Raw genomic sequence first — 22,126 nt, 5'->3', positions numbered from 1 at the left:
GACCCTGGGCGCCCTTTACCCCGGAAGCGCGGCGCCGCCCCCGGCGGCACGCTGAACGCCCTGCGCCGGGCGAACGGGCCCGGCGCGTTCAGCCGGGGAACCGTCCCGAGCTGCGCAGGGCCCAGCGGCGCTCCGCGTAAGCCAGGTCGTCCCGCCACAGCCGGCCCGCGGCGGCCCGCATCAGCGGGCGCAGCAAGGGGGCGGCACGGCGGGCGACGGCGAAGCCGAGCCGTTCGGACGTGGCGACGACGGCCTCGACGACCGCCGTGCGCGGACGGCCCAGGGAGTCGCGCCCCAGCGGCGTGGCGTGCGTCTCCACGACGGAGTCCCGCCCCTCGCCCTCGGTGATCCGCATCAGTACCGTGCGCGGACCGGGCGCCGTGAAGACCGCGCGCACGGGAACGACCAGCGGTCCGGCGACCTTGAAGGACACGTCGACCGTGAACGAGTCGTCCTCGTCCCCCTCGCCGGGTGCGCGGACGACCGTCAGGTCGACGAAGGAGTACGGGTGGAACCAGGCCCCGTGCCAGGGGTCGAGACGGTTGGCGACGACGTCCTCCGGCTCGCAGACGCCCACCCCGGTGTACACGGCGGTCAGCGACCCGGCCGTCGCGGGGCGGGGCGGCACCGACGGGCCGGCGGTCGGCTCCTCCTCCCCGGCCTCGTCCAGCCGCACCCACAACAGCACCCCGTCGTCGTGGACCGGCCACGGCTCCCAGCCGGCGAACGGCGCGCCGTCGAGGGTCAGTCCGTGCCAGTGGCACACCAGGGCGCCACAGCGCACCGGGCTGTCGCGCAGCGGGGCGCCCAGGTGCGGGCAGGCGCCCGGACCGGCCACCGGGCGCCCCCCGGCGTCCCGCCACAGCACCACCTCCCGTCCGGCGACCGTGCGGCCCAGGGGCCGGTCGGGGCGCAGGTCTCGGGAGGCGCCGACGACGTACCAGTTGCCGGTGGGGCGGGTCCGGGCCCGCTTGAGGGCGGCGGCGATGAGCCCCGGCCGGGCTTCCCGCCAGGTGGGACGCTGGCGCTCCCAGGCGACCCGGTCACGGCTCAGGCTCAGCGGCAGCCGCCTGCGGCGGCGGTCGGGACGGGCGGGTGTCACACGGCCTCCTCGTGACGGGCGACGCGGCGGGTGTGCAGACGGGCCGCGGCCGGCTCCGCCGCGGCGGGAGGGGGCGGCCCGGCGGGGACGCGCCGGGCGGCGGCGCGGGCCGCCGCGACCCGCAGCAGGCCGTCCGCGGCGACCAGGGCGCGGCGCCGCCGGGGCACTACCGCGCGGCGGTGCAGCACCGCGTAGCCGTCGGCGGCCACCGCGTCCAGAATGCCGCCGTACAGGACGCACGCCGTGCGGATGCAGGGCCGGGAGACGGGGTCGAGCATGTCGATGCCGGGCACGGCGCGCCGGTAGGCGGCGCGGGTGAGCGACGCGAAGTCCTTCAGCGCCGCGGTGACCCGGTGGTCGCGGCGGCCGGTGTCGCGGCAGTGGCGCAGCAGGTCGTGGTGGACGCCGTGGGCGCCGAGGAGGTCCTGCGGGAGGTAGACCCGTCCGCGGTCGAGGTCTTCGCCGACGTCCCGGAGGAAGTTGGTGAGCTGGAAGGCGACGCCCAGTTCGGCTGCGTGCGGCTCGGCCTCGGCACGGGGCGTCACGGTGCCGAGGACCGGCAGCATCTGCAGGCCGATGACGGCCGCCGAGCCGTGCATGTAGGCGCGCAGCGCGGCGTGGTCGGCGTACGAGGTGACGGTGAGGTCGCTGCGCATCGAGGCGAGGAAGTCGGCGAGGTGGCGGGGGTCGACGGCGTACCGGCGGACGGTGTCGCAGACCGCCCGCACCACCGGTGTGGCGCCCGCGCCGCCGGCCAGGCCCCGGGCCAGGTCGTCGTCCAGCCGGTCGAGGGCCCGGGCGCGTTCGGCCGGCCCGGCGGCGCTGTCGAGGGAGTCGACGATGTCGTCGGCCCAGCGGGCGAAGCCGTACAGGGCGTGCACGGCCGGGCGCCGGTCGGGGGTGAGCAGGCGGGTGGCGAGGAAGTAGGTGCGGCCGTGCCGGGCGTTCAGCTCGCGGCAGCGGGTGTAGGCGGCGCGCAGCGCCGGCGCGGTGATGCCGGCGGCGTCCAGTTCCCTGGCGGTCACGGGCGGGCTCCTTCCGAGCGGGGGTACGGGACCGGCGCGCCCCGTCGGCGGGGATGCGGGGCGGTCGCCCGGCGGCGTGGCGGCGGACCGCCGGCCGGCCCGGCGGCGGTCGCCCGGGCCCGCCGTCCGGGCCGGGTGTCGGGCAGCGGTCCAAGGGAGCCCGGTGGCGCCGGGACGGCGGGCGGCCGGAGGGCGGGCGCGGGGGCCCGCGACCTCACGCCGGGGCTCCTTCCGGACGGCGACGGGCGCCCGGTGCGCGCCCGGTCCCGGCGGTCGTGCGGCTCGCGCCGGTGATGCGGGCGGCGGCCAGCCTGCCGGACAGCAGCACCGGCGGCACCCCCACCCCGGGCGTGGTGCCGCATCCGGCGAGGACGGCGTTGGCCGTGCCGCGCACCAGGTTGCGCGGGCGGAAGGGGCCGGTCTGCGCGAAGGTGTGGGCGGCGGAGAACGGCGTTCCTGCGGCGTGCCCCTGCGCCGTCCAGTCGGCCGGCGTCACCAGGCACTCCTCCTCGATCGCCGCGGCGATGCCGTCGAGTCCCCGGCGTTCCAGCACCCGCAGCAGCGTGTCGCGGTAGCGGGGCCCGAGGTCGCGCCAGTCGGCCGCGCCGGGGCCGATGCCGGTGTGCGGGCAGGGCGCCAGGACGTAGTGCAGATGTCGGCCCGGAGGGGCGAGGCCGGGGTCGGTCGCGGTGGGACGGGTGATCAGCAGGGAGGGGTCGCTCATCAGCTCGCCGGTGCGTGTGAGCTCGTCGAAGGTACGTCGCCAGGCCCGGCCGAAGGACAGGGTGTGGTGGGCCAGCTGCGGCCAGGTCCGGTCGCAGCCGGCGTGCAGGATCACCGCCGACGGCGCGTGCCGCAGCCGCGCGGGGCGGCGTGGGGTGCGGCCGAGGAGGCGGTACGTCACCGGCAGGTCGGGGGTGAGGACGACGGCGTCGCAGGGGATGCGCTGCTCGCCGGTGACCACGGCGGTGATCCGCTCGCCGGAACGTTCCAGCCGGGTGACCGGGCTGCCGTAGTGGAAGACCGCTCCCGCTTCCCGGGCCGCCTTGGCCATCGCCCGCGGCAGGGCGTGCATGCCGCCGCGCGGGAAGTACACACCGGCGACGGTGTCCATGTAGGCGATGACGGCGTACGCGGCCAGGGCCCGCGTCGGCGGCACCCCCGCGTAGAGCGCCTGGAAGGTGAAGACCCGGCGCAGCCGCTCGTCGCGCAGGTGGCGGGCGACGCCGGCCTCCCAGCGGCCGAATCCGCCGAGCGCGGCCAGCCGGAGCAGGTCGGGGCCGAGCAGTTGCAGCGGGGAGTCGAAGTCGGCGTCCAGGAACCGCTGCCGTTCGGCCCGGTACAGCTCGGTCAGCCAGTGGCGCAGCCTGCGGTAGCCGCCCGCCTCGGCGGGACCGGCGAACCGCTCCACCTCCGCCTCCATCGCGTCGGCGTCGGTGTGCACGTCCAGCGTGCTGCCGTCGGCGAAGGACGCCCGGTAGGCCGGGCGCAGCGGGATCAGCTCGACGCGGTCGCGCAGCGAGGCGCCCACCGCAGCGAACGCCTCGTCGGCGATGTCTGGCATGGTCAGCACGGTGGGCCCGGTGTCGATGCGGTAACCGCCGCGGTCCAGCATCCCGGCGCGTCCGCCGGGCCCGGCGTCGCGCTCGACGACGGTCACCCTGCGGCCCGCGCCGAGCAGGTGCAGGGCGGCCGACAGCCCGGCGAGGCCGGCCCCGACGACGACCACGTGATCGGTCGGCCCCTTCAGCGTCCTGGTCACCGGCCGCCCTCCGTCCGGGAATCGCCGGCGAGCGCGACGGCGCACGGCGGAGCTTCCACGGCCGAGGGGCCGGCGCCGGACGTGCGGGCGGGGCCGGGCTCGCGGGCGGAGCCGGGCTCGCGGGCGGAGCCGGGCTCGCGGGCGGAGCCGGGCTCGCGGGTGGGGCCGGTGCGGCCGGAGGCATCGGTGGACGCGCCGGAGCCGGACGCACCGGTCACGCCGGTGCATCCGGCGGTTCCGGCCGACCCGGCAGGCCCAGCGGACCCGGCGGACCCGGCGGACCCGGCGGACCCAACCGACCCGCCGGACCCGGCCGACCCGGTGAACCCGGTAATGCCCGTGAACAGTGCGCGCAGCGCTGCGGCCGGGCCGGGCTCCAGCGCGGCGGCGGCCAGGATGCGCAGCGCACGGTCGGTCAGCCGCTCGATCTCACGCCGCACCAGGGCCCGGGCTCCGGTGCCGGTCAGGACGTCGCGTACCCGGTCCAGGTCGTCCTCGGTCAGGGCGGTGTCGCCGGACACCGCGTCGAGGACGGCGAGCGCGGCCGGGTCGTCGGCGGCACGGGCGCGGGCCGCCGCCATGAGGTAGGTCGGCTTGCCCTCGCGCACGTCACCGCCGGACGGCTTGCCCGTGACGGCGGGGTCGGCGAAGAGGTCGTCCAGGTCGTCGCGCAGCTGGAAGGCGAGCCCGGCGCAGCGGCCGGCCCGGCGCAGCGCCTGCGTGACGGCCGGGCGGGCGCCCGCGAGGGCGGCTCCGAGACCGAGCGGGCGCTCCACCGTGTAGAGGGCGCTCTTGAGGCGGGCGGCGCGCAGGGCGTGCGACGTCGAGCGCGACCCGCTCGCCTGACCGTGGACGTCCAGATACTGGCCGGCCACCATCTCCGTCCGTGTGGCGCGCCACAGCTCACGGACCCGCGCCACGGCGCCGGGCGGCAGGGCCGCGCCGTCCAGCAGCAGGTCCGTGATCTCGTCGTCCGCCCAGGTCAGCGCGAGGTCGCCGGCGAGCACGGCGGCCGCGTCGCCGAGCCGCCGTGCCGAGCCGGGCGGTCCGCCCGCGTACTGGCGGGCGACCGCGGTGTGCAGTGCGGGACGGCCCCGGCGCGTCTCGGCGGCGTCCATGACGTCGTCGTGCACGAGGGCGCAGGTCTGCAGCAGCTCCAGCGCCGCGCCGGCCCGCAGCGCCGCCCGGACCTGCGCCGGGTCGCCGCCTCCGCAGGCGCGCAGCGCCCACCACAGCATGCGGGGGCGGATCCGGCGCCCGCCGTGCAGGGTGAGGCCGGCGACGCGTTCGGCGAGGTCCCGGGCGAAGACCGGGTCGAGCCGGCGGGCGTGCTCCAGCCGGGCGGCCAGCAGCCGGGCCAGCACCGGCTGGAGGGCCGCGGCCGGGCCGGCGTCGACGACCCCGGCGTCCACGGCGGCGAGGTCCGCGGAGGTGACCGCACCGGACCGGGCACCGCCCGGACCGGCGGTCGCCGAGGCGTCGAGGGCTCCTGACGCGGCGTCGGCGAAGGCGACGGCGACGCCATCAGCCGCGTCGCCACGGCCGGAGACGCCCGGCGGCGAAGCCGAGCCGACGCCGTGGCCGTGGCCGTGGCCGCGGCCGTCCGACGCTCCCGTGCCGTCGGAGCGGTGGGCGTCTCGGCGGGCCGGCCGACGACGCGGAACGCCGCGGCGGTCGGCGCCGGCCCCGGGCGTCTCCTCCCACGCGGCGCCGGGAACGGCGTCACGAGCGGGACCGTCGGCGCCGGGCCGGCCGGCCGAAGCCTCCGGGGGCCCGCCCGGCGGGTCCGCCGTGTGCCGGAAGGTCGCCTGGCTGGAGCGCATCGCGGATCCTCTCACCCGTCGTCATTGCCGTCGTTCTCTCCGTCGAGACACATTCCGCGCCGGACGCCGGTCCGGATGCGCCGAACGGGTCTGGAGCGGACGGGCCGGGTGCGGAGCACGACGACACACCCCGCGCTGCATCCGTCCGCGCCGCCCGCCCGGAACACTGGACGTCGGGCCGCCGTGCGCAGGGCTCGCGCGCCGTCGACCCGCCGGTGATCCGGGCACGCGTTCCCGGTCGGGGACGACGTATGCGGGCGGGAACGCGCGGGAAGCCGGATGCGGCCGGGGAGTTCGGGAAGGGAGCAGCGGTCGTGGAACTGCAGGCCGACGTCGCCGTGGTGGGCGCGGGCGCGGCGGGGCTGTCGCTCGCGCTGCGGCTGGCCCGGCCGCCCGCCGGCGCGGCCCGGCTGGACACGGTGCTGCTGGCCGCCCCGCCGGGCCCGGCGGCCGCCCCGCCGCGCACCTGGTGCTTCTGGGAAGCGGGCGAGGGCCCTTACGACGAGGCGCTGACCGCGTCCTGGCAGCGGCTGAGGGTACGCGGCGCCGACGGCACGGCCGTGAGCGCGGCCATCGCGCCGCTGCGCTACAAGATGCTGCGGTCGGACGCCTTCGAGGCGCTGGCCGGCCACGCGATCGCGTCGGGCGGGCGGGTGCGGCGGGTCGAGGCGGCGGTCGACCGGGTGGAGCAGACGGCGGACGGCGCCCTGGTGCACGCCCGCGGCGCGAACGGCCGTCGCGTCGTCGTCCGGGCCCGCTGGGTGTTCGACTCCCGCCCGCTGCCCCGCCTCCCGCCCGCCCGCACGACCCTCCTCCAGCACTTCCGCGGCTGGTTCGTCCGCACGGCCCGGCCCGCCTTCGACCCGTCGGCCGTGGAGCTGATGGACTTCCGCACGCCCCAGCCCGCGCACGGTCTCTCCTTCGGCTACGTGCTGCCGGTCGGCCCCGCCGAGGCGCTCGTGGAGTACACCGAGTTCTCCCGCCGCGTCCTGTCCCGCGAGGCGTACGACCGCGCGCTGCGGGACTACACGGGACGCGTGCTCGGCCTCGGCGGGCCCGGCGACTACGAGGTCACGGAGTGCGAACAGGGGGTGATCCCGATGACGGACGCCGTCTTCGCCCGGCGGACCGCGCCGGCCGTGTTCCGCATCGGCGCCTGCGCCGGCGCCACCCGCCCGTCGACCGGCTACACCTTCAGCGCCGTGCAGCGGCAGACGGACGCCGTGGCCGCCGCGCTGCACGCCGGACGGCGCCCGCTGCCGCCGCTCCCCCACCCGGCCCGCGCCCGCCTCATGGACGCGGTCCTGCTGCACGCCCTGGACAGCGGCCGGGTGGACGGCCCGGCGTTCTTCACCCGCCTGTTCGCCCGGGTGCCCGCCCCGCGGCTGCTGCGGTTCCTGGACGGCCGCACCAGCCTGCCGGAGGACCTCGCGATCGGCGCGCACGTCCCCGTCGCCGCGATGCTCGCCTCCGCCCTCGCCCTGCCCCTCATCCCGCGCCGGGACCCTCCCGCCGCCTGACACCGGAGCCCGACCGTATGCCCCTTCTGCGCGACGCCGACCTGGCCGGCGCCTTCGACCACGCCGCCCGCAGCTACGACGCGCTCGTGGCGGCCAACCCCGGGTACCACGCCCATCTGCGCCGGTCCGCCCGCCGGCTCGGCCTGCCGCCGGACGGCGCCGGGCTGCGGGTCCTGGACCTCGGCTGCGGCACGGGCGCGTCCACGGCCGCCCTGGCCGCCGTGCTGCCCGGCGCGGACATCACGGCGGTCGACGCCTCCTCGGGAATGCTGCGGCGTGCGGCGGCACGGCCCTGGGCGCGGCCGGTGCGGTTCGTGCACGCCCCGGTCGAGCGGTTGGCCGAGGCGGGGGTGAGCGGCCCGTTCGACGCGGTGTTCGCCGCCTACCTGCTGCGCAACGCCGCCGATCCGGACGCCGTGCTGGCCACGGCCCTGGAACTGCTCGCGCCGCACGGCCGCCTCGCGGTGCACGAGTACGCGCTGAGCGGGCGGCCGGTGCACCGCGCCGTGTGGAGCGCGGTCTGCGGCGGGCTCGTGCTGCCCGTCGCCGCCCTGCTGGGGGACGGGCCGCTCTACCGGCACCTGTGGCGCAGCGTCCTCGCCTTCGACACGGCGGGCGACCTCGGCCGGAGGGTGGAACGGGCCGGTTTCGAGCGGGTCCGGGTGCTGCCGCTGCCCGGCTGGCAGACCGGCGTCACGCACACCGTGGTGGCGCGCCGCCCGGCGAAGGAGCGGTGCCCGGCGGACGCGGGAGGCGTCGGGGCGGGGACCGGGGCTCCGGGGAGCGAGGGGAGCGCGCGATGACCGGCTGTGCGCCGCGTACGCCGCCCCGTCCCGGCCGGGACCGGCGGGCCCGGCTGCTGCCCGCCCCTCCTGGCGCGCCCCGCGCCGACCCCGCGTCCGCACCGCGCGTCGCGGTGGTCGGGGGCGGCATCGCCGGGCTGACGGCCGCCACCGCACTGGCCGAGCGCGGAGTGCGGGTCACCCTGTACGAGCGCCGGGAGCAGCTCGGCGGCAGGCTGGCCGGATGGAGCACTCGGCTGTCCGACGGCAGCACGGTGACGATGAGCCGGGGCTTCCACGCCTTCTTCCGTCAGTACTACAACCTGCGCGCGCTGCTGCGCCGTACGGACCCCTCCCTGTCCGGGCTGACCGCCCTGCCCGACTACCCCCTCCGGCACGCGGACGGAGGCCAGGACACGTTCCGGCGCGTGCCGCGCACTCCTCCGCTGAGCGCGCTCGGCTTCGTGGCGCTGAGCCGTTCCTTCCGGGCGCGCGACCTGGCCCGGATGAACGCCCGGGCCGCACTGCCCCTGCTCGACGTGCGGGTGCCCGGGGTGTACGACCGGCTGGACCACGTCAGCGCCCATGACTTCCTGGAGGAGATCCGCTTCCCCGCGGCGGCGCGGCACCTGGCGTTCGAGGTCTTCTCGCGCAGCTTCTTCGCCGACCCGCGGGGGCTGTCGGCCGCCGAGATGGCGCTGATGTTCCACATCTACTTCCTGGGCTCGTCCGAGGGGTTGCTGTTCGACGTGCCGGACGAACCGTTCCCGCGGGCCCTGTGGGACCCGCTCGCCGGCCACATGGCCGGACTCGGCGCCGACCTGCGCACCGCTGCCCCGGTCGAGGCGGTCACGGCCCTGCCGGGCGGTGGCTTCGCCGTGGCCGCCGCCGACGACGAGGAGCACTGCGACGCCGTGGTGCTGGCCCTGGATCCGGGTGCGGCACGGGATCTGGTGGCCCGCTCGGTCGGGCTCGGGGACGGGGCGTGGCGGGAGCGGATGGCGCGGCTGTGCACCGCCCCGCCGTTCCTGGTCTCCCGCCTGTGGCTGGACCGGCCGGTCCGCGCCGACCGGCCCGGATTCCTCGGCACCGGCGGTTACGGATGCCTGGACAACGTCAGCGTCCTGAACCGCTGGGAGGGCGAGGCCGCCCGCTGGGCCGCGCGTACGGGCGGTTCGGTGCTGGAACTGCACGCCTACGCGCTGCCCGGCGACGCCGACCGGGAGCGGCGGCAGAAGGAAGTGCTGGCGGAACTGCACCGCGTCTACCCGGAGACGCGGCAGGCCCGGGTCGTGGACGCCCGCCACGAGTGGCACGCCGACTGCCCGTTGTTCCCGGTCGGCGGCTACGGTGACCGCCCCGGCGTGCGCACGCCCGTCCCGGGGCTGGTCGTGGCGGGCGACGCGGTGCGCACCGGCCTGCCGGTGGCCCTGATGGAACGGGCGGCCACCAGCGGCTTCCTCGCCGCCAACGAGCTGCTCGGGCGCTGGGGCCTGCGCGGCCATCCGCTGTGGACGGTGCCCGACGGGGGCCGTAGCGCCCTGTTGCGGCGGGCGGCGGGAGCGGTCGGCGGGAGGTGAACGCGTTCTGGGGCGGGCCCCCGGGGCGTAGCCGGCGTCTCGGAGCCGCCGCTCACTGGCCTGCCGGAACCGCAGCGGGCCCGGGGCGCCAAACGGCCTCTCAGAGCCGCCGCTCGCGGGCCTGCCGGAACCGGTGCAGCCCTTCGGCCAGTTCCACCACCGGCTCCGGGTAGTCGAGGGCGGCGCGCAGCGGGGCGGGCAGCGTCCACGGCTCGTGGACCTCCGGGGTGCCCAGGCCCGAGAGTTCGGGTACCCAGCGGCGCACATAGGCGCCGTCCGGGTCGTACCGCTTGGCCTGGACGACGGGGTTGAGAACCCGGTTGGGCCGGGTGTCCGTGCCGGTGCCGGCCATCCACTGCCAGTTGAGCTGGTTGTTGGAGATGTCGCCGTCGACCAGCCAGTGCAGGAAGTGGGCGGCGCCGATCCGCCAGTCGACGTAGAGGGTCTTGGTGAGGAAGCTCGCCGCCGGCAGGCGGGCGCGGTTGTGCATCCAGCCCTCGTGGCGCAGTTGTCGCATCGCCGCGTCGATCAGCGGGTAGCCGGTGCGGCCCTGCCGCCATGCCTCGATGTCCTCGGCGGCGGTGCGCTCGGTGCGCCACCGGTCGTGCCGGGTGCGGTAGTCGGCATGGGCCGCCTCGGGCCTGGCGGCGAGGACCTGGCGGTGGAAGTCGCGCCAGGCGAGCTGCCGTACGAAGGCGTCGGCGCCGGGTCCGGCGCGGCGGCGGGCCCGGTGGATCAGCTCCACCGGGGACAGGGTGCCGAAGTGCAGGTGGGCGGAGAGCCGGGAGGTGGCGTCGGTGGCGAGGTCGTCGCGGGTGTCGTCGTAGGCGTCGAGTCCGCGCCGCCAATAGGCGACGACGCGGGCGCGGCCCACGCTCTCGCCGCCGGGCGGGAGGCCGGGCGAGACGCCGGCGATCCCGGCGCGGGCGGGCGGTGGCTCGCCCCGCACCCGGTCGGGGACGGGCACCCGGCGCGGGGCCGCGAGGACGGGGCGGAGCCGGGCCCGCGCCCACTGCCGGTAGTACGGCGTGAAGACGGCGAAGTGACCGGAGGAGGCGGGTGTCACCTCGCCCGGCGGGACGGCCACGGTGACCGCGTCGTGCACGAACAGCCGGCGGCCGGCGGCCTCCAGCGCGCGACGCAGCCGCTCCTCCCGCGAGACGGCGAACCGGCTGTGCGCCGCCGACATGTGCACCTCGTCGGCGTCCGCCTCGGCCACCACCCGGCACACCTCGTCGACCACGTCGCCGAAGCGCACCACGAGCCGCCCGCCGCGATCGCGCAGACAGGAGTCGAGGTCGGTGAGGCAGTCGGCGAGGAAGGCGCTGCGGTTGGGCGGGGCGAAGCCGGCCGCCGCGACCGCCCGGTCCCGTACGAACAGCGGGACCACGGCGTCGGCGGCCTCCAGGGCGGCGCACAGCGGCGGATGGTCGTGCAGGCGCAGGTCCGAGGTGAACAGGACGACCGAGACGTGCATGGTTCAGCCTCTCTCCGGCGGGTGGCGGCGGGCGGCGCGGGCCGCACCGCCTTCCGGCCCGGCGGTGGCTCCGGATGCGGTGGGGCGGCCGTCCGTGGCCGGGCCGGCGGCTCCCGCGCGTCCCTCCCGCACCCGGGACGCGGCGCGGACGATGTTGCGGGCCATGCCGCCGAAGACGACTGCATGGAAGGGGGCCACGCTCCACCAGTAGAGGTGCCCGAGCAGGCCGCGGGGATGGAACACGGCCCGCTGCCGGTACCGGACGGGCCCGCCGTCCCCGCCCTCCACGCGCATCTCCAGCCAGGCCGGTCCGGGCAGCCGCATCTCGGCGCGCAGCCGCAGCAGTCGGCCGCGCTCGATCTCCTCCACCCGCCAGAAGTCCAGCGAGTCGCCCACCCGGAGCCTGCGCGCGTCCCGTCGGCCCCGGCGCAGGCCCACTCCGCCGACGAGCCGGTCCAGCCGGCCGCGTACCGCCCAGGCCAGAGGGAAGGAGTACCACCCGTTCTCCCCGCCGATGCCCTCCACCACCTCCCACAGGGCGTCGGGCGGCACGTCCGCGTCGAGTTCCCGCACGTCGGTGTAGAGGCTGCCGCCCGCCCAGTCCGGGTCGGTGGGCAGCGGGTCGCTGGGCGCGCCCGGCGCCGAGGCGGAGGACCAGCGGGTGGCGACCTGGGCGTCGCGGACGCGTTGCAGGGCCAGGGCGACGGCACGGTCGAACCCGGTGAGGCGGTCGCGCAGACCGGGCACGTACCGTTCGAGGTCCCGCTCCCGGCAGACCACCTCGTGGCGCAGGGACTCGGTCAGCGGGCGGGCGATCGAGGCCGGCACCGGGGTGACCAGGCCGACCCAGTGGCTGGACAGGCCGGGCGTGAGCACGGGCACGGGCACGATGAACCGCCGGGGCAGGCCGGCCACGGCGGCGTAGCGGCGCATCATCTCCAGGTACGTGAGCACCTCCGGGCCGCCGATGTCGAAGGTCCGGTTGACGTCGGGCGGCAGGCCGGCGCAGCCGACCAGGGCTCGCAGCACGTCCCGGACGGCGATGGGCTGGGTGCGGGTGCGCACCCAGCGCGGGGTGACCATGACCGGCAGGCGCTCGGTGAGGTGGCGCAGCATCTCGAAGCTCGCGGAGCCGGAGCCGATGATGACGGCGGCGCGCAGCACGGCGGTCGGCACGCCCGAGTCGAGCAGGATGCGCCCGACCTCGGCGCGGGAGCGCAGATGCGGGGACAGGCGGGACTCGGGCACCGCGGCGGGGGTGAGACCTCCGAGGTAGACGATGCGGCGGACCCCGGCCGCGCGGGCCTGCTCGCCGAAGACGCGGGCCGCGTCGCGGTCGGTCCGCTCGAAGTCGCGGCCGGTGCCCAGCGAGTGCACGAGGTAGTAGGCGACGTCCACGCCGGTCATGGCCCGCGCCACCGAGTCCGCGTCCGTGACGTCGCCCCGGACGATCTCGACCCGGTGCGCCCAGGGGTGGTCGCGCAGCTTGGCCGGCGTGCGGACCAGGCAGCGCACCCGGTGACCGGCGTCCAGCAGCTCCGGTACGAGCCGGCCTCCGATGTACCCGCTGGCGCCGGTCACCAGGCAGGTAGCGGCGCCGGCGACCGGCCGTCCGGTGTCCGCCGCCGCGGTGATGTCCTCGTCGCCCATGCTCCCGTCCCGCCTGCCGTCGTCCGCGGTGCGCGCGTCCGTGGTCTCGCGCCCGTGGCCTCTCCGTCCCTGGTCTCCACCGTGCGGACGACCGGACCGGATGCGCCCGGCACACGGTGCGGTCGGGTGAAGCGGCGGACCGCCGCCGCGGTACGTCGCACCGGGCGACGGCAGGGGGCTTCCGACCGGCGCCGGCGTTCGGCAGGCGAACCCGGCCGTTCAGAAGGCGTACCTGATCCGGAGCCACGGTGCCCGCTCCGCCACCAGCTGCCGCATCCGCGCCAGGGAGCGCTGCTTGATCTCCTGGGCGTAGCGGACGTTGAGGGCGCCGTTCTGCGACCGCTTGGTCTCCTGGACGTCCGGCTGCCACAGCACCTGCTCGGCGCGCGGGTGCCAGCCCAGGTTGACCTCGTGGAGCGCCGCGTTGTGGGTGAGCATGATGATCTCGGCCGCCGCCTGCCGCTTCACCCGGTCGGGCAGGACGTCGTCGAGGTGGGCGAGCAGGTCGGCCCAGTCCTGCTGCCACCCCGGCCGCAGGACGACGGGCGAGAGGTTGAAGTGGACCTCGTAGCCGGCGTCGAGGAAGTCGGAGGCCGCGGCGATCCGCTCGGCGACCGGGCTGGTACGGATGTCCAGCAGGCGGGAGTCGTCGGCCGGCATGAGGGAGAAGCGCACCCGGGTGCGCCCCTGGGGGTCGAGTGCCAGCAGGTCGGGGTTGACGAACTTCGTCGCGAAGGACGCCTTGGCGGTCGGCAGACCGCGGAAGGCGGCGACGAGATCGGCCGTGTTGTCGCAGAGCAGGGCGTCGACGGAGCAGTCGCCGTTCTCGCCGATGTCGTAGACCCAGGCCTCGGGGTCGCACTGGTTGGGCTCGGCCTTGGGCCCCTGGGCCCGTACGTGCCGTCGTACGTGGGCCACGATCGCCTCGATGTTGGTGAACAGCGTGATGGGGTTGGCGTAGCCCTTGCGGCGGGGGACGTAGCAGTACACGCAGGCCATCGCACAGCCATTCGAAGGCCCGGGGGCGATCCAGTCGGCGGACCTGCCGTTGGGGCGGGTCGTCAGGGTGTGCTTGACCCCGAGCACGAGGGTCTCGGTCTTGACGCGGACCCACCGGGCGGTGTTGCCGTCGTTGCCGTGGAGGGAGGGGATGTTCCAGTGGCTGTCGACCTCGGTCACCCGCACGCCCGGCAGCCGGGCGAGGATCTGCTGCCCGCGCGGGGTGTCGAGGGCCGCCGGCTCCGCGTAGACCTCGCGCACGTCGAGCAGACGTCGGGCCTGCGGACTGTCCCGGAACGCCCCGTGCGCGGCGGCCCGGGGCGGCGCGGTGTCCGACCAGTCGAAGAGCGTCTGCTGCCCGGGCTCCGCCGAGGCGGCTGCCGCCGCCCGCCGATCCATGTGCTTCTCCTGTCCGTGACGGTGCCCCCGTCCTCTTCCATGGTGCACCAGTGGGGGCGGCGCCGGGTCCCGCCGGGACGCCCGCGCCGATCACGCGTCCCTGGCGGCGCAACGCAGGGCGATGGATCCGGGACGGGCCGTGTGTGGCGCAGGGGCACATTCGCCGGGCGGGGTCGTCCAGGACGACGTCGCGCCGCACGCAGCGGTCGTCGCAACCGGCCTCCTGTCCCCGGACGTACCCGTGGCTTTCCAGGAAGGCCCTGATGCGGGAACCGACAGGCAGCCAGTCGTGCCCGACAGTCATCACGCGGAAGGAGGAGGCGTCGCGGGCGTCGAGCCGATCTGATCGTACGCGTGGGCTTGCGGACGGTTCGAGGACCGTCGGCGAGCCTGGTCCGGACACGTTCCTCGGCGTGGTGAAGGGCCGACCGGGCAGTCCCGGCTAGGCCGCGCTGAACTCGTGGGCGTGGCCGCCTCGCCATTCCACCCAGCCCGGATCGTCCAGCACGCCCTCCGGGTCGTCGACGCCTGCGTTCTGCAGGAACACGACCAGGTCGTGGTCGCTGTAGGCGGTGCCGAGGATCTCGTCCCGGCCGTGACTGCGCACGCTGACCCTGCGGCCGCCCGTGCCGGCGGGCCGGTGCACGACGATCGGCGCGCTGCTCACGCCTTCCAGCCTGCCCCCGGCCGGTCCGCGGGGCGACTCGGCCGATGCGGTCAGGGGGCGTCGCCGGTCCAGTCGAACCGGGCCGGATCACCGGGACGCGGATCGTACAGAGCTCGGCCGCCGGCGCCGAAACGCCCCAGCTCGGTGGCCAGCGCGACGCCGACGCCGGTCTCGTCCGGCGTCCGATCGGTGATGTCGAGCAGGAGACCGTCCAGGGGCCCGCCGATGAGTTCGGCGTAGCGACGGCCCGGTACCGGGCCCGGCCGCTCGTGGTCGGCGCCGTAGACCCGGCCGCGCAACAGCTGCTCGTCATCACGGTCCATGCGCGCAGCCTCTCAGCCGCCACTGACAGTGCCCTCCGGAACGGGGTCTGCCCCATGTTCGTGCGCAGCACAGGCCGCCTGAAAGCGCGCGTGCACGATGAGCCGTCGCGGCTGCGGCTGCTGCACTTCGCCCGCCGGACGCCGGCCCAGCAGGCGACGGCTGCTCCGGGACGCGCGTGCGCCGTCTCCCTGGAACGGCGCACGCAGACCGTTCGTCACCAGGGCACCTCTCCCCCGTCGTCGAAGAAGCGGCTTGTCGGCCCGTGGCCCTCCACGGTGGCCAGCCGGATCGCGGCGGCTGCGCCTTGCCGCGGGGTGCGCACTCCCCGGAAGCCGTTCAGGTCGGTCGCGGTGAAGCCGGGGCAGGACGGCGTTGATCAGGATGTGCGTGTCGGCCGGTTCCTTGGCGTACTGCACGCCGCATCCGCCCGGTCCTGTCTGTTCATACCGCCCGCTCCATCCGGATACCCGCCCATCCCACCCGTTCCGAGGCGACGCGGATGAACAGCGGCGAGGCGCTCGGTGGCGGGGCATCCGCGTGGGGCGGTCAGTCGACCGCGCGCAGTACCAGCCGTACGACGCTCATGATTCCTCGCCCGACCCATCCGAGCAGTCCTGTCTCCGCGGCCAGCTCGGCAGCGTAACACCAGTGCATGACCCGACCTGGTCCCACACCCCTCGACCCGTCCGATCAGGCAGTTTCGCCGACGGCAGGACTGCGGCCCCTGTCGGCTCGCGCTCCCGCCCACGTCACAGACCGAGTGTTTTCAGACAACGGGCGTGTGGGGCGACCCGGAGGAAGGAGGATGGGATGGTGTGACGTTCCGGGGGTAGGCGGAGTGCGCAATGACGAGCGGCGCTTCGGAAGTGAGGCGGGTCCATGAGCATGGCTGCCCTGGAGCAGGGCCTCGAGCCGGTTCCCGACCGTCCGGTCGCGGCCTGCGCCGCGTACGACGGCAGCACCGGCATCGCCGAGGCCCGGGCCCTGGCCCGCACCTTCCTCACCTCCCTGCAGGCTGAACACGGACTGCCGGTCCCCGAACGAGCGATGGGCGCCGTGCAGCTGGTGGTGAGCGAGCTGGTCACCAACGCCGCCAAATACGCGCCGGGCCCGTGCCTGCTGGACCTGCAGATCATCGACGGCGCCGTCCGGATCAGCGTGTGGGACAGCAGCACCAGCCTGCCGTCCGTCCGGGAACCCGACCCCGGACGGATCGGCCAGCACGGCCTGGAAATCGTCATGGCCGTCTCCCACGCCTTCGGCATCCACCGCGAACCGGTCGGCAAACGCATCACCGCCTCCGTCGCACTCGTCGACGACTCCGACGCACATCCCGTCGGCCACCAGACCCCGTGATGGTCCGCCAAGCCGATCGGTCCACCCCGCCCCGAGCGGATGCGGGACAGGAATCGTCACCAGCGGAGTCTTATGAGCTGACGAACGGATCGGTCGGAACAGTCTGATTGTCGCAGGCGAGGCATCCGACTTGTCACACATGCTCATCCAGCAGTCCTTCTGTCACCACAAGCGGAGATCGGGAGTCCGCGGGCCTCGATGGCGGTTCCATGGGTCATGGCCGCTGCACGCGCCGGATCGGCGTGTGTTCCCAACGGTCAGGTAGCGGCATCCATTGGACAGGCCCGGGATCCTCGGGTTGCAGAGAACAGGTGATGGACATGCGAACCGAGGCCGCCCAGCGGGTCGAACTGGTCTTCTCCCTCTTCGACGCCAACGGCAACGGAGTCATCGACTCCGCAGACTTCGACCTGATGACGGACCGTGTTCTCGAAGCGGCGGCCGCGTCGGACGACGGCGCCAAGGCCGCCATCCGGGCCGCGTTCCGCCGCTACTGGACGACGCTGGCCACTGAGCTGGACGCCGACGGCGACGGCGTGATCACCCTGGACGAGTTCCGTCCCTTCGTGCTCGACCCCGAGCGTTTCGGTCCCACGATCGCCGAGTTCGCCGAGGCCCTCGCCGCACTCGGCGATCCCGACGGCGACGGCCTGATCGAACGTCCCCTCTTCGTGTCGCTCATGACGGCGATCGGCTTCGAGGAGGCGAACATCCACGCCCTGTTCGACGCCTTCGGCCCGGACGCCGAGGACCGCATCGCCGTGGGTACGTGGGCCGCCGGCATCGAGGACTACTACGCGCCGGACCTGGCCGGGATCCCTGGCGACCGGCTCGTCGCCGCCCCGTCCGTCTGACACGGCCGGTCAGTGGCAGCACCGGCGTGGGCGGCGACCGCTGCGACGCAACCGAGCTGCCACCACCCCCGTCGGAAGGCGTCCCACCGTGCGGGGCCTGCGGCAGGCCCCGCCCTCAGCCCGCGTGCGTGAGTCGTCGTGAGCACTGCCGGTGTCATGGCCGGGGCTTGTACGCGAACACCCACCGGTTTCCTTCCAGAGCGTCGTTCGGCTCGGGAAGGGGGCCACGTCCGTGCCGGCGGGTGAACTCGAAGGGCGTGTGCATCGAGGTGGACCAGCCCTTGGCCGTCAGTGCGCCCGCGGAGTCGGGCCGTGGCCCCTTGTCGAAGAGGTGGAGCAGGTCGATGCCGGTCTGCTCTCGCGTCGCCGTGTAGATCGGGCTGTCGCGGTACGCCAGCAGGTCCTTTTCCAGCTTGGCCTCGAAGCCCAGAGCGCTGCCCTTGGCGGTCAGCCCGTCCACCGCGTCCATGAGAGACGTCTCGGCGGGGCCCGGTAGGTAGAAGAGGAGTCCCTCGGCCAGCCAGACGCTCGGCGCGGCGGGGTCGAAGCCGGCGGTGGTCAGCGCGCCGACCCAGTCCGCGCGCAGATCGACCGGTACGGTGACACGCTTCGCCTTCGGGGTGGCCGCCAGGTCCGTGAGCACCTGCTCCTTGAACTCCAGCACGCCCGCCCGGTCGATCTCGAAGACCTCGCAGCCGGACGGCCAGTCCAGCCGCAAGGCGCGCGTGTCCAGCCCCGCTCCCAGCAGGACCACCTGCCGGGGGCCCGTACGGACCGACCGGAGCAGGAAGTCGTCGAGGACCCTGGTCCGCAGGCCGAAGTAGCGGGTGAACCGCCCCCACAGCGGGTCGCCGTCCCCCTCCGGGACCTGCTGGATGCGCACCGGCCAGTGCGTGCACGCCGGGGCGGCGCGCACGAAGTGTTCCGCGTAGGCGTCCTGGGCCAGGCTGTCGTCGCGGTGGGTCTCGATCGCCCGTGCCGCGGCGACCAGGAGGGCGGTCAGGCCCACACCCCCGTCCACGCCTTCCGCTTCCGTGTGCTGCGGCGCCGTGCCGGTCATGTCTCCTCCGTTGACGGGAGTGGGGCCGCGAGCTTTCTGCTCGTCGGATGCGGTGGGTCGTCCGCAGTGCCGGGGGCCGCGCTCACCGGCTTCTCCCGGTCGGGAGCAGGACGGGTTTGACCACGCGGCCGGCGCCGCAGTCGCGCTCGGCCTCGTTGATGTCGGCCAGCGGATAGGTGCGGATGAGCTGGTCGAAGGGGAAGCGTCCGGCCTGCCAGAGCCGGATCAGCAGCGGTATCAGCAGTCCGGGGACGGCGTCCCCTTCGCAGATGTGGCGGATGCTGCGGCCCCGGTCGAGCGTGCCCGGTTCGAGCGGCAGCGCGGTGCGCAGCCGTGCCACCAGGCCGAGGCTGCCGGTGGGGCGCAGCGCCCGGAGTGCGTCGTTGATGAGCGGGGCGGAGGCCGTGGTGTCGAGCGCGTACTGCGCGCCGCCGCCGATGACCTGCCGGATCCGCTCGGCCAGTCCGGTCGTTTCGGCGGGCAGCGGGATCGCGCCGAACCGCTCGGCCAGGGCCAGCCGTCGGGGGTGCCGGTCCACGGCCACGGTCAGCGCGCCGGCGGCGGTGGCCGCCATCACCGCGGCCAGGCCCACGGCTCCCGCGCCGAGCACGACGAGGCTGTCGCCCGGGCCGGCGGCGAAGGTGTTCAGCACGGCTCCGGCGCCGGTGAGGAAGCCGCAGCCGAGCGGCCCGAGCAGTTCGACGGGCAGCGCGGGGTCGACCCGGACGGCGTTGCGGGCCGAGACGAGCGCGTACTCGGCGAAGGCGGACTGACCGAACCACCGGGGGGCCAGCGCTCCCCCGGCCGCGTCGGTGAGCCGCGGCGCGTCCTCCCGGCGTCCCCCGAAGAGGTTGAGGGAGGCGAAGGAGTCGCAGTAGGCGGGGGCGGCGGCGCGGCAGTTGCGACAGTGCCCGCAGGAGTCGAAGCTCAGCACGACGTGGTCACCGACGCCGATCGTGGTGTCCGGGCCGCCGCCCGTCCGCACCACGACCCCGGACCCTTCGTGGCCGAGCACCGCCGGCAGCGGGCTGCTGCCGGCCGATCGCCGGACCGCGAGATCGGTCCGGCACATCCCGCAGCCGGCGATCTCGACCAGGACCTCACCGGCGGCGGGCTCCGTCCGCAGGGCCACCTCCTCGAGCGTGAACGGATCCTCGTACGAGCGCAGTACCGCCGCCCGGAACCTCACCGTCACGCCTCCCGCGGGCGGTGGACGACGAACGGCCGCAGGTTGCCGTACAGCCCCCACGGTCCGCCCGCCACACCGACCCCGCTGTCCTTGGCGCCCGCGAAGGGCTGGGCGAGGGACAGCTCGGCGTGGTGGTTGATCCAGGCCGTGCCGCATTCGAGCCGGTCGGCCACCGCCTCGGCCCGGTCGAGGTCGGCGCCCCACACGGAGCCGCCCAGCCCGAAGCCGGTGCCGTTGGCGGCGTCGACGGCTTCGTCGAGGTTCCGGTACGGCAGCACCGGCAGGACCGGCCCGAACTGCTCCTCGGTCACCACCGGGCTGTCGGGCGGGACGTCGGTGAGAATCGTGGGGGCGAAGAAGTACCCCGGCCCGGCCGCCCGGTGGCCGCCGGCCGCCGCCCGGGCCCCGTCCGCCAGGGCCCGACGCGTGATCCGCTCGACCCGGGCCAGCTGGGGTGTGTTGTTGACCGGTCCCAGCCGGGTGTCCGGATCGAGGCCGGGACCGACGGCGACGGTCCTGGCCCGCTCGGCGAGGGCTTCGACGACCCGGGCGTGGAGCCGGGCCGGGGCGTAGACGCGCTTGACCGCCATGCAGACCTGCCCGCAGTTGCGGAAGGCGGCCCAGAACAGCCGGTCCGCGATCCGGTCCACCTCCACGTCGTCCAGCAGGACGGCGGCGTCGTTGCCGCCCAGTTCCAGGGTCACCCGGGCGAGCGAGGCCGCCGCCGCCTCGGCGACGGCCCGCCCGGTGGGCGCCGAGCCGGTGAAGGTGACGTGGCGGATGCCGGGGTGGGAGGCGAGGCGGGCGCCGAGCGGTTCGCGGCCGGTGACGACGGTCAGCACGTCCTCGGGCAGGACGGTGGCGAGGACGGAGCCGAGCAGCCGGGTGGCGAGCGGGGTGAAGGGGGACGGTTTGAGGACCACGGTGTTGCCCGCCGCGAGCGCGGGCACGAACTTCGCCGCCGCGAGCTGGAGGGGGAAGTTCCACGGCACGATCGCGGCGACGGGTCCGAGGGATCGCCAGCGGAGCTCGCTGTCCACGGGCCGGCCGTCGGTGATGCGCCGGGTCCTGGGGGCCAGGTCGGCGAAGTAGCGCAGGCGGGCCGCCGTACGGGCGATCTCCGCATGGGACTCGGCCAGTGGTTTGCCCTGTTCCCTGGTGAGCAGCCGGGCGAGGTCGTCGGCGGCCGCCTCCACGGCGCCGGCCGCCGCGTGCAGAGCGGTGGTGCGGGCGGCGGGATCGGCGCGCCAGCCGTGCCAGGCCCGGCGGGACCGGTCGACGACGGCGTCCAGTGCGTCCGGCTGCTGGTCGGGGACCTCGTCGAAGACCTCCCCGGTGGCCGGATCGACGACGGCGAGACGTGCGGCTCGGCGTCCGGGGACGCGGCCGGGCGCGAAGGTCGGCATGCCGGCGGTCAGCTCACGGCGGTGACGCCGGCCGCGTGCTCCCGGGCCTGCCGGTCCATTTCCGCCCGGAAGGCGGCCACCAGGTGCGGCCGGATCCGTCCCGCGTTGCGGTCGCCGCCCTCGCAGACCGCTCCGCGGACCCCGACGATGTCCGTTCCGATGCGGGTCAGCGGGCCGAGGTCGGCCTGCTCGACACTGCCCGCGAGGGCGGCGAGCAGGCCGGCGGCGTGGGCCAGCCGGACGAACTCGGCGCAGGCGTCCGGCGGCACGTGGTCGAACAGCCGCGTCCCGTCCTTGATCGCGGTGTCGAGCATGGCGGCGTCGGCACCGGAGCGGGCGGCGATGTCGGGCAGGGCCAGCGGGTTGACGCAGCCGATCCGGCGGGCGTCGGCGTAGCCGGAGGCGACGACGAGCGCTTCGGGGCGGTGGTCCTTCACCGCCCGGACGACCGCCCGCATGACGTCGATGCCCTGGTCGGGCGTCGTGCATCCGTAGAGGCCGACCTTGATGTACGTGGCGCCGGAGACGACCGCGCCGAGCGCGGCCTGTGCCACCGTACCCGGCTTGTACGGGACGTCCCCCACGGTCGCGGACACCGGCTTGTCCGCCGGTACCGCGTCGCGGATCTCCCGGATGACCCAGGGGAAGTTCGCGCCGAGAGAGCCCTCGTCAGGCTTCTTGACGTCGACGATGTCGAGATGCTCCGCCGACTTCGCACAGTCGAGAGCCTCCTCGACGCCGTCCGGGGAGATGAGAAGCAACATCGCGAACTCCTTCCACCGCCAGTCCGTCCGGCCGAGGGACAGGAGACCGCGGATCACCCGGCTCATGTGCGGTGCGCTCATCATTTCCCTCACCCTCGGAAACCGGGAGGGCGCACAGAGTGCCCATTGATGCTCGCGTCCACGCCTGCGCGCCGTGCATAGCGGATCAAACCGGCCGCACGCGCAGCACATGCCCTCCTAGGCGCCGGCGCAGGGACCGTGAAGCGCCCCTCCGGGAAGATTTCCCTGTGCAGGGGCACCGAGGATGCGGTGTGCCGAGGTCCGACGGTTTGAGCCAAGCCCTTCCGCTGGACGACGGCCCCCTCCAGTCCTCGCCGTCCGGTGCGCAAGGACAGGATGACGACGACCAGAGCGAGGTGGTGACAA

General features: G+C 75.5%; 18 protein-coding genes and 1 pseudogene. 5 read left to right on the top strand and 14 right to left on the bottom strand.

From position 1 onward, the window contains the following. Positions 1 to 88: 88 nt before the first annotated feature. The 4 genes from ACZ6KF_RS12195 to ACZ6KF_RS12180 form a co-directional block, all read right to left on the bottom strand. Positions 89 to 1,102, bottom strand: coding sequence for a DUF5914 domain-containing protein (locus ACZ6KF_RS12195; RefSeq protein WP_469238395.1), 1,014 nt, complete (start codon positions 1,100 to 1,102; stop codon positions 89 to 91). Continuing rightward, the gene (locus ACZ6KF_RS12190; RefSeq protein WP_356628045.1) at positions 1,099 to 2,127 is read right to left on the bottom strand and encodes a phytoene/squalene synthase family protein; all 1,029 of its coding nucleotides are present in this window, start codon (positions 2,125 to 2,127) and stop codon (positions 1,099 to 1,101) included. Before ACZ6KF_RS12190 ends, ACZ6KF_RS12195 begins: the two co-directional genes overlap by 4 nt. A 214-nt stretch (positions 2,128 to 2,341) precedes the next feature. Next, complete coding sequence (locus tag ACZ6KF_RS12185; protein WP_469238394.1) at positions 2,342 to 3,889, bottom strand: phytoene desaturase; 1,548 nt, start codon at positions 3,887 to 3,889, stop codon at positions 2,342 to 2,344. Then, positions 3,886 to 5,712, bottom strand: a complete 1,827-nt coding sequence (locus ACZ6KF_RS12180) for a polyprenyl synthetase family protein (protein ID WP_469238393.1) — start codon at positions 5,710 to 5,712, stop codon at positions 3,886 to 3,888. Before ACZ6KF_RS12180 ends, ACZ6KF_RS12185 begins: the two co-directional genes overlap by 4 nt. 314 nt (positions 5,713 to 6,026) lie before the next feature. On the opposite strand from ACZ6KF_RS12180, the gene ACZ6KF_RS12175 reads away from it, so the two are divergent. The 3 genes from ACZ6KF_RS12175 to ACZ6KF_RS12165 are packed head-to-tail and all read left to right on the top strand — an operon-like array spanning position 6,027 to position 9,594. Beyond that, complete coding sequence (locus ACZ6KF_RS12175) at positions 6,027 to 7,232, top strand: lycopene cyclase family protein (protein WP_469238392.1); 1,206 nt, start codon at positions 6,027 to 6,029, stop codon at positions 7,230 to 7,232. A gap of 17 nt (positions 7,233 to 7,249) precedes the next feature. Next, the gene (locus tag ACZ6KF_RS12170) at positions 7,250 to 8,035 is read left to right on the top strand and encodes a methyltransferase domain-containing protein (protein ID WP_356628049.1); all 786 of its coding nucleotides are present in this window, start codon (positions 7,250 to 7,252) and stop codon (positions 8,033 to 8,035) included. After that, the gene (locus ACZ6KF_RS12165) at positions 8,032 to 9,594 is read left to right on the top strand and encodes an FAD-dependent oxidoreductase (protein WP_469238391.1); all 1,563 of its coding nucleotides are present in this window, start codon (positions 8,032 to 8,034) and stop codon (positions 9,592 to 9,594) included. Before ACZ6KF_RS12170 ends, ACZ6KF_RS12165 begins: the two co-directional genes overlap by 4 nt. Before the next feature lie 100 nt (positions 9,595 to 9,694). Here ACZ6KF_RS12165 and ACZ6KF_RS12160 read toward each other — a convergent pair whose 3' ends face one another. The 6 genes and pseudogenes from ACZ6KF_RS12160 to ACZ6KF_RS12135 form a co-directional block, all read right to left on the bottom strand. After that, positions 9,695 to 11,071 (bottom strand): cryptochrome/photolyase family protein, encoded by a 1,377-nt coding sequence (locus tag ACZ6KF_RS12160; protein WP_469238390.1) that lies wholly within the window; start codon positions 11,069 to 11,071, stop codon positions 9,695 to 9,697. Positions 11,072 to 11,074: 3 nt separating this feature from the next. Beyond that, entirely contained in the window at positions 11,075 to 12,721 is a 1,647-nt protein-coding gene (locus tag ACZ6KF_RS12155) for an SDR family oxidoreductase (protein ID WP_469238389.1), read from the bottom strand. A 219-nt stretch (positions 12,722 to 12,940) separates the two neighbouring features. Then, complete coding sequence (locus ACZ6KF_RS12150; RefSeq protein WP_356628053.1) at positions 12,941 to 14,119, bottom strand: spore photoproduct lyase family protein; 1,179 nt, start codon at positions 14,117 to 14,119, stop codon at positions 12,941 to 12,943. A gap of 442 nt (positions 14,120 to 14,561) precedes the next feature. Then, positions 14,562 to 14,786, bottom strand: coding sequence for a hypothetical protein (locus ACZ6KF_RS12145; RefSeq protein ID WP_356628054.1), 225 nt, complete (start codon positions 14,784 to 14,786; stop codon positions 14,562 to 14,564). A 50-nt stretch (positions 14,787 to 14,836) separates the two neighbouring features. Then, the gene (locus ACZ6KF_RS12140) at positions 14,837 to 15,109 is read right to left on the bottom strand and encodes a hypothetical protein (protein WP_356628055.1); all 273 of its coding nucleotides are present in this window, start codon (positions 15,107 to 15,109) and stop codon (positions 14,837 to 14,839) included. 215 nt (positions 15,110 to 15,324) lie between these two features. Beyond that, a pseudogene (locus ACZ6KF_RS12135) lies at positions 15,325 to 15,526 on the bottom strand (dehydrogenase); the annotation flags it as partial. 469 nt (positions 15,527 to 15,995) lie between these two features. On the opposite strand from ACZ6KF_RS12135, the gene ACZ6KF_RS12130 reads away from it, so the two are divergent. Together ACZ6KF_RS12130 and ACZ6KF_RS12125 are read left to right on the top strand one after the other, a co-directional pair. Next, entirely contained in the window at positions 15,996 to 16,466 is a 471-nt protein-coding gene (locus ACZ6KF_RS12130; protein WP_469238435.1) for an ATP-binding protein, read from the top strand. A 320-nt stretch (positions 16,467 to 16,786) separates the two neighbouring features. Beyond that, entirely contained in the window at positions 16,787 to 17,320 is a 534-nt protein-coding gene (locus ACZ6KF_RS12125; RefSeq protein ID WP_356628140.1) for an EF-hand domain-containing protein, read from the top strand. A 154-nt stretch (positions 17,321 to 17,474) separates the two neighbouring features. Here ACZ6KF_RS12125 and ACZ6KF_RS12120 read toward each other — a convergent pair whose 3' ends face one another. The 4 genes from ACZ6KF_RS12120 to ACZ6KF_RS12105 all read right to left on the bottom strand — a co-directional run bounded on the left by ACZ6KF_RS12120 (position 17,475) and on the right by ACZ6KF_RS12105 (position 21,739). Further along, positions 17,475 to 18,380: a class I SAM-dependent methyltransferase gene (locus tag ACZ6KF_RS12120; RefSeq protein ID WP_356628057.1), complete on the bottom strand. Its 906-nt coding sequence runs from the start codon at positions 18,378 to 18,380 to the stop codon at positions 17,475 to 17,477. Between the two features lie 82 nt (positions 18,381 to 18,462). Further along, the gene (locus tag ACZ6KF_RS12115) at positions 18,463 to 19,569 is read right to left on the bottom strand and encodes an NAD(P)-dependent alcohol dehydrogenase (RefSeq protein ID WP_356628142.1); all 1,107 of its coding nucleotides are present in this window, start codon (positions 19,567 to 19,569) and stop codon (positions 18,463 to 18,465) included. Between the two features lie 2 nt (positions 19,570 to 19,571). After that, positions 19,572 to 20,975: an aldehyde dehydrogenase family protein gene (locus ACZ6KF_RS12110; RefSeq protein WP_469238388.1), complete on the bottom strand. Its 1,404-nt coding sequence runs from the start codon at positions 20,973 to 20,975 to the stop codon at positions 19,572 to 19,574. Positions 20,976 to 20,983: 8 nt separating this feature from the next. Continuing rightward, positions 20,984 to 21,739 carry a (5-formylfuran-3-yl)methyl phosphate synthase gene (locus ACZ6KF_RS12105; RefSeq protein WP_356628144.1) on the bottom strand — a complete coding sequence of 252 codons (756 nt, stop codon included), beginning with the start codon at positions 21,737 to 21,739 and terminating at the stop codon, positions 20,984 to 20,986. Between the last annotated feature and the right edge of the window lie 387 nt (positions 21,740 to 22,126).

It is taken from the genome of Streptomyces sp. NPDC046379, from assembly GCF_055587785.1.
The sequence above is the reverse complement of the archived record's forward strand: the minus strand, read 5'-3'. Positions and strand labels throughout refer to the sequence as shown.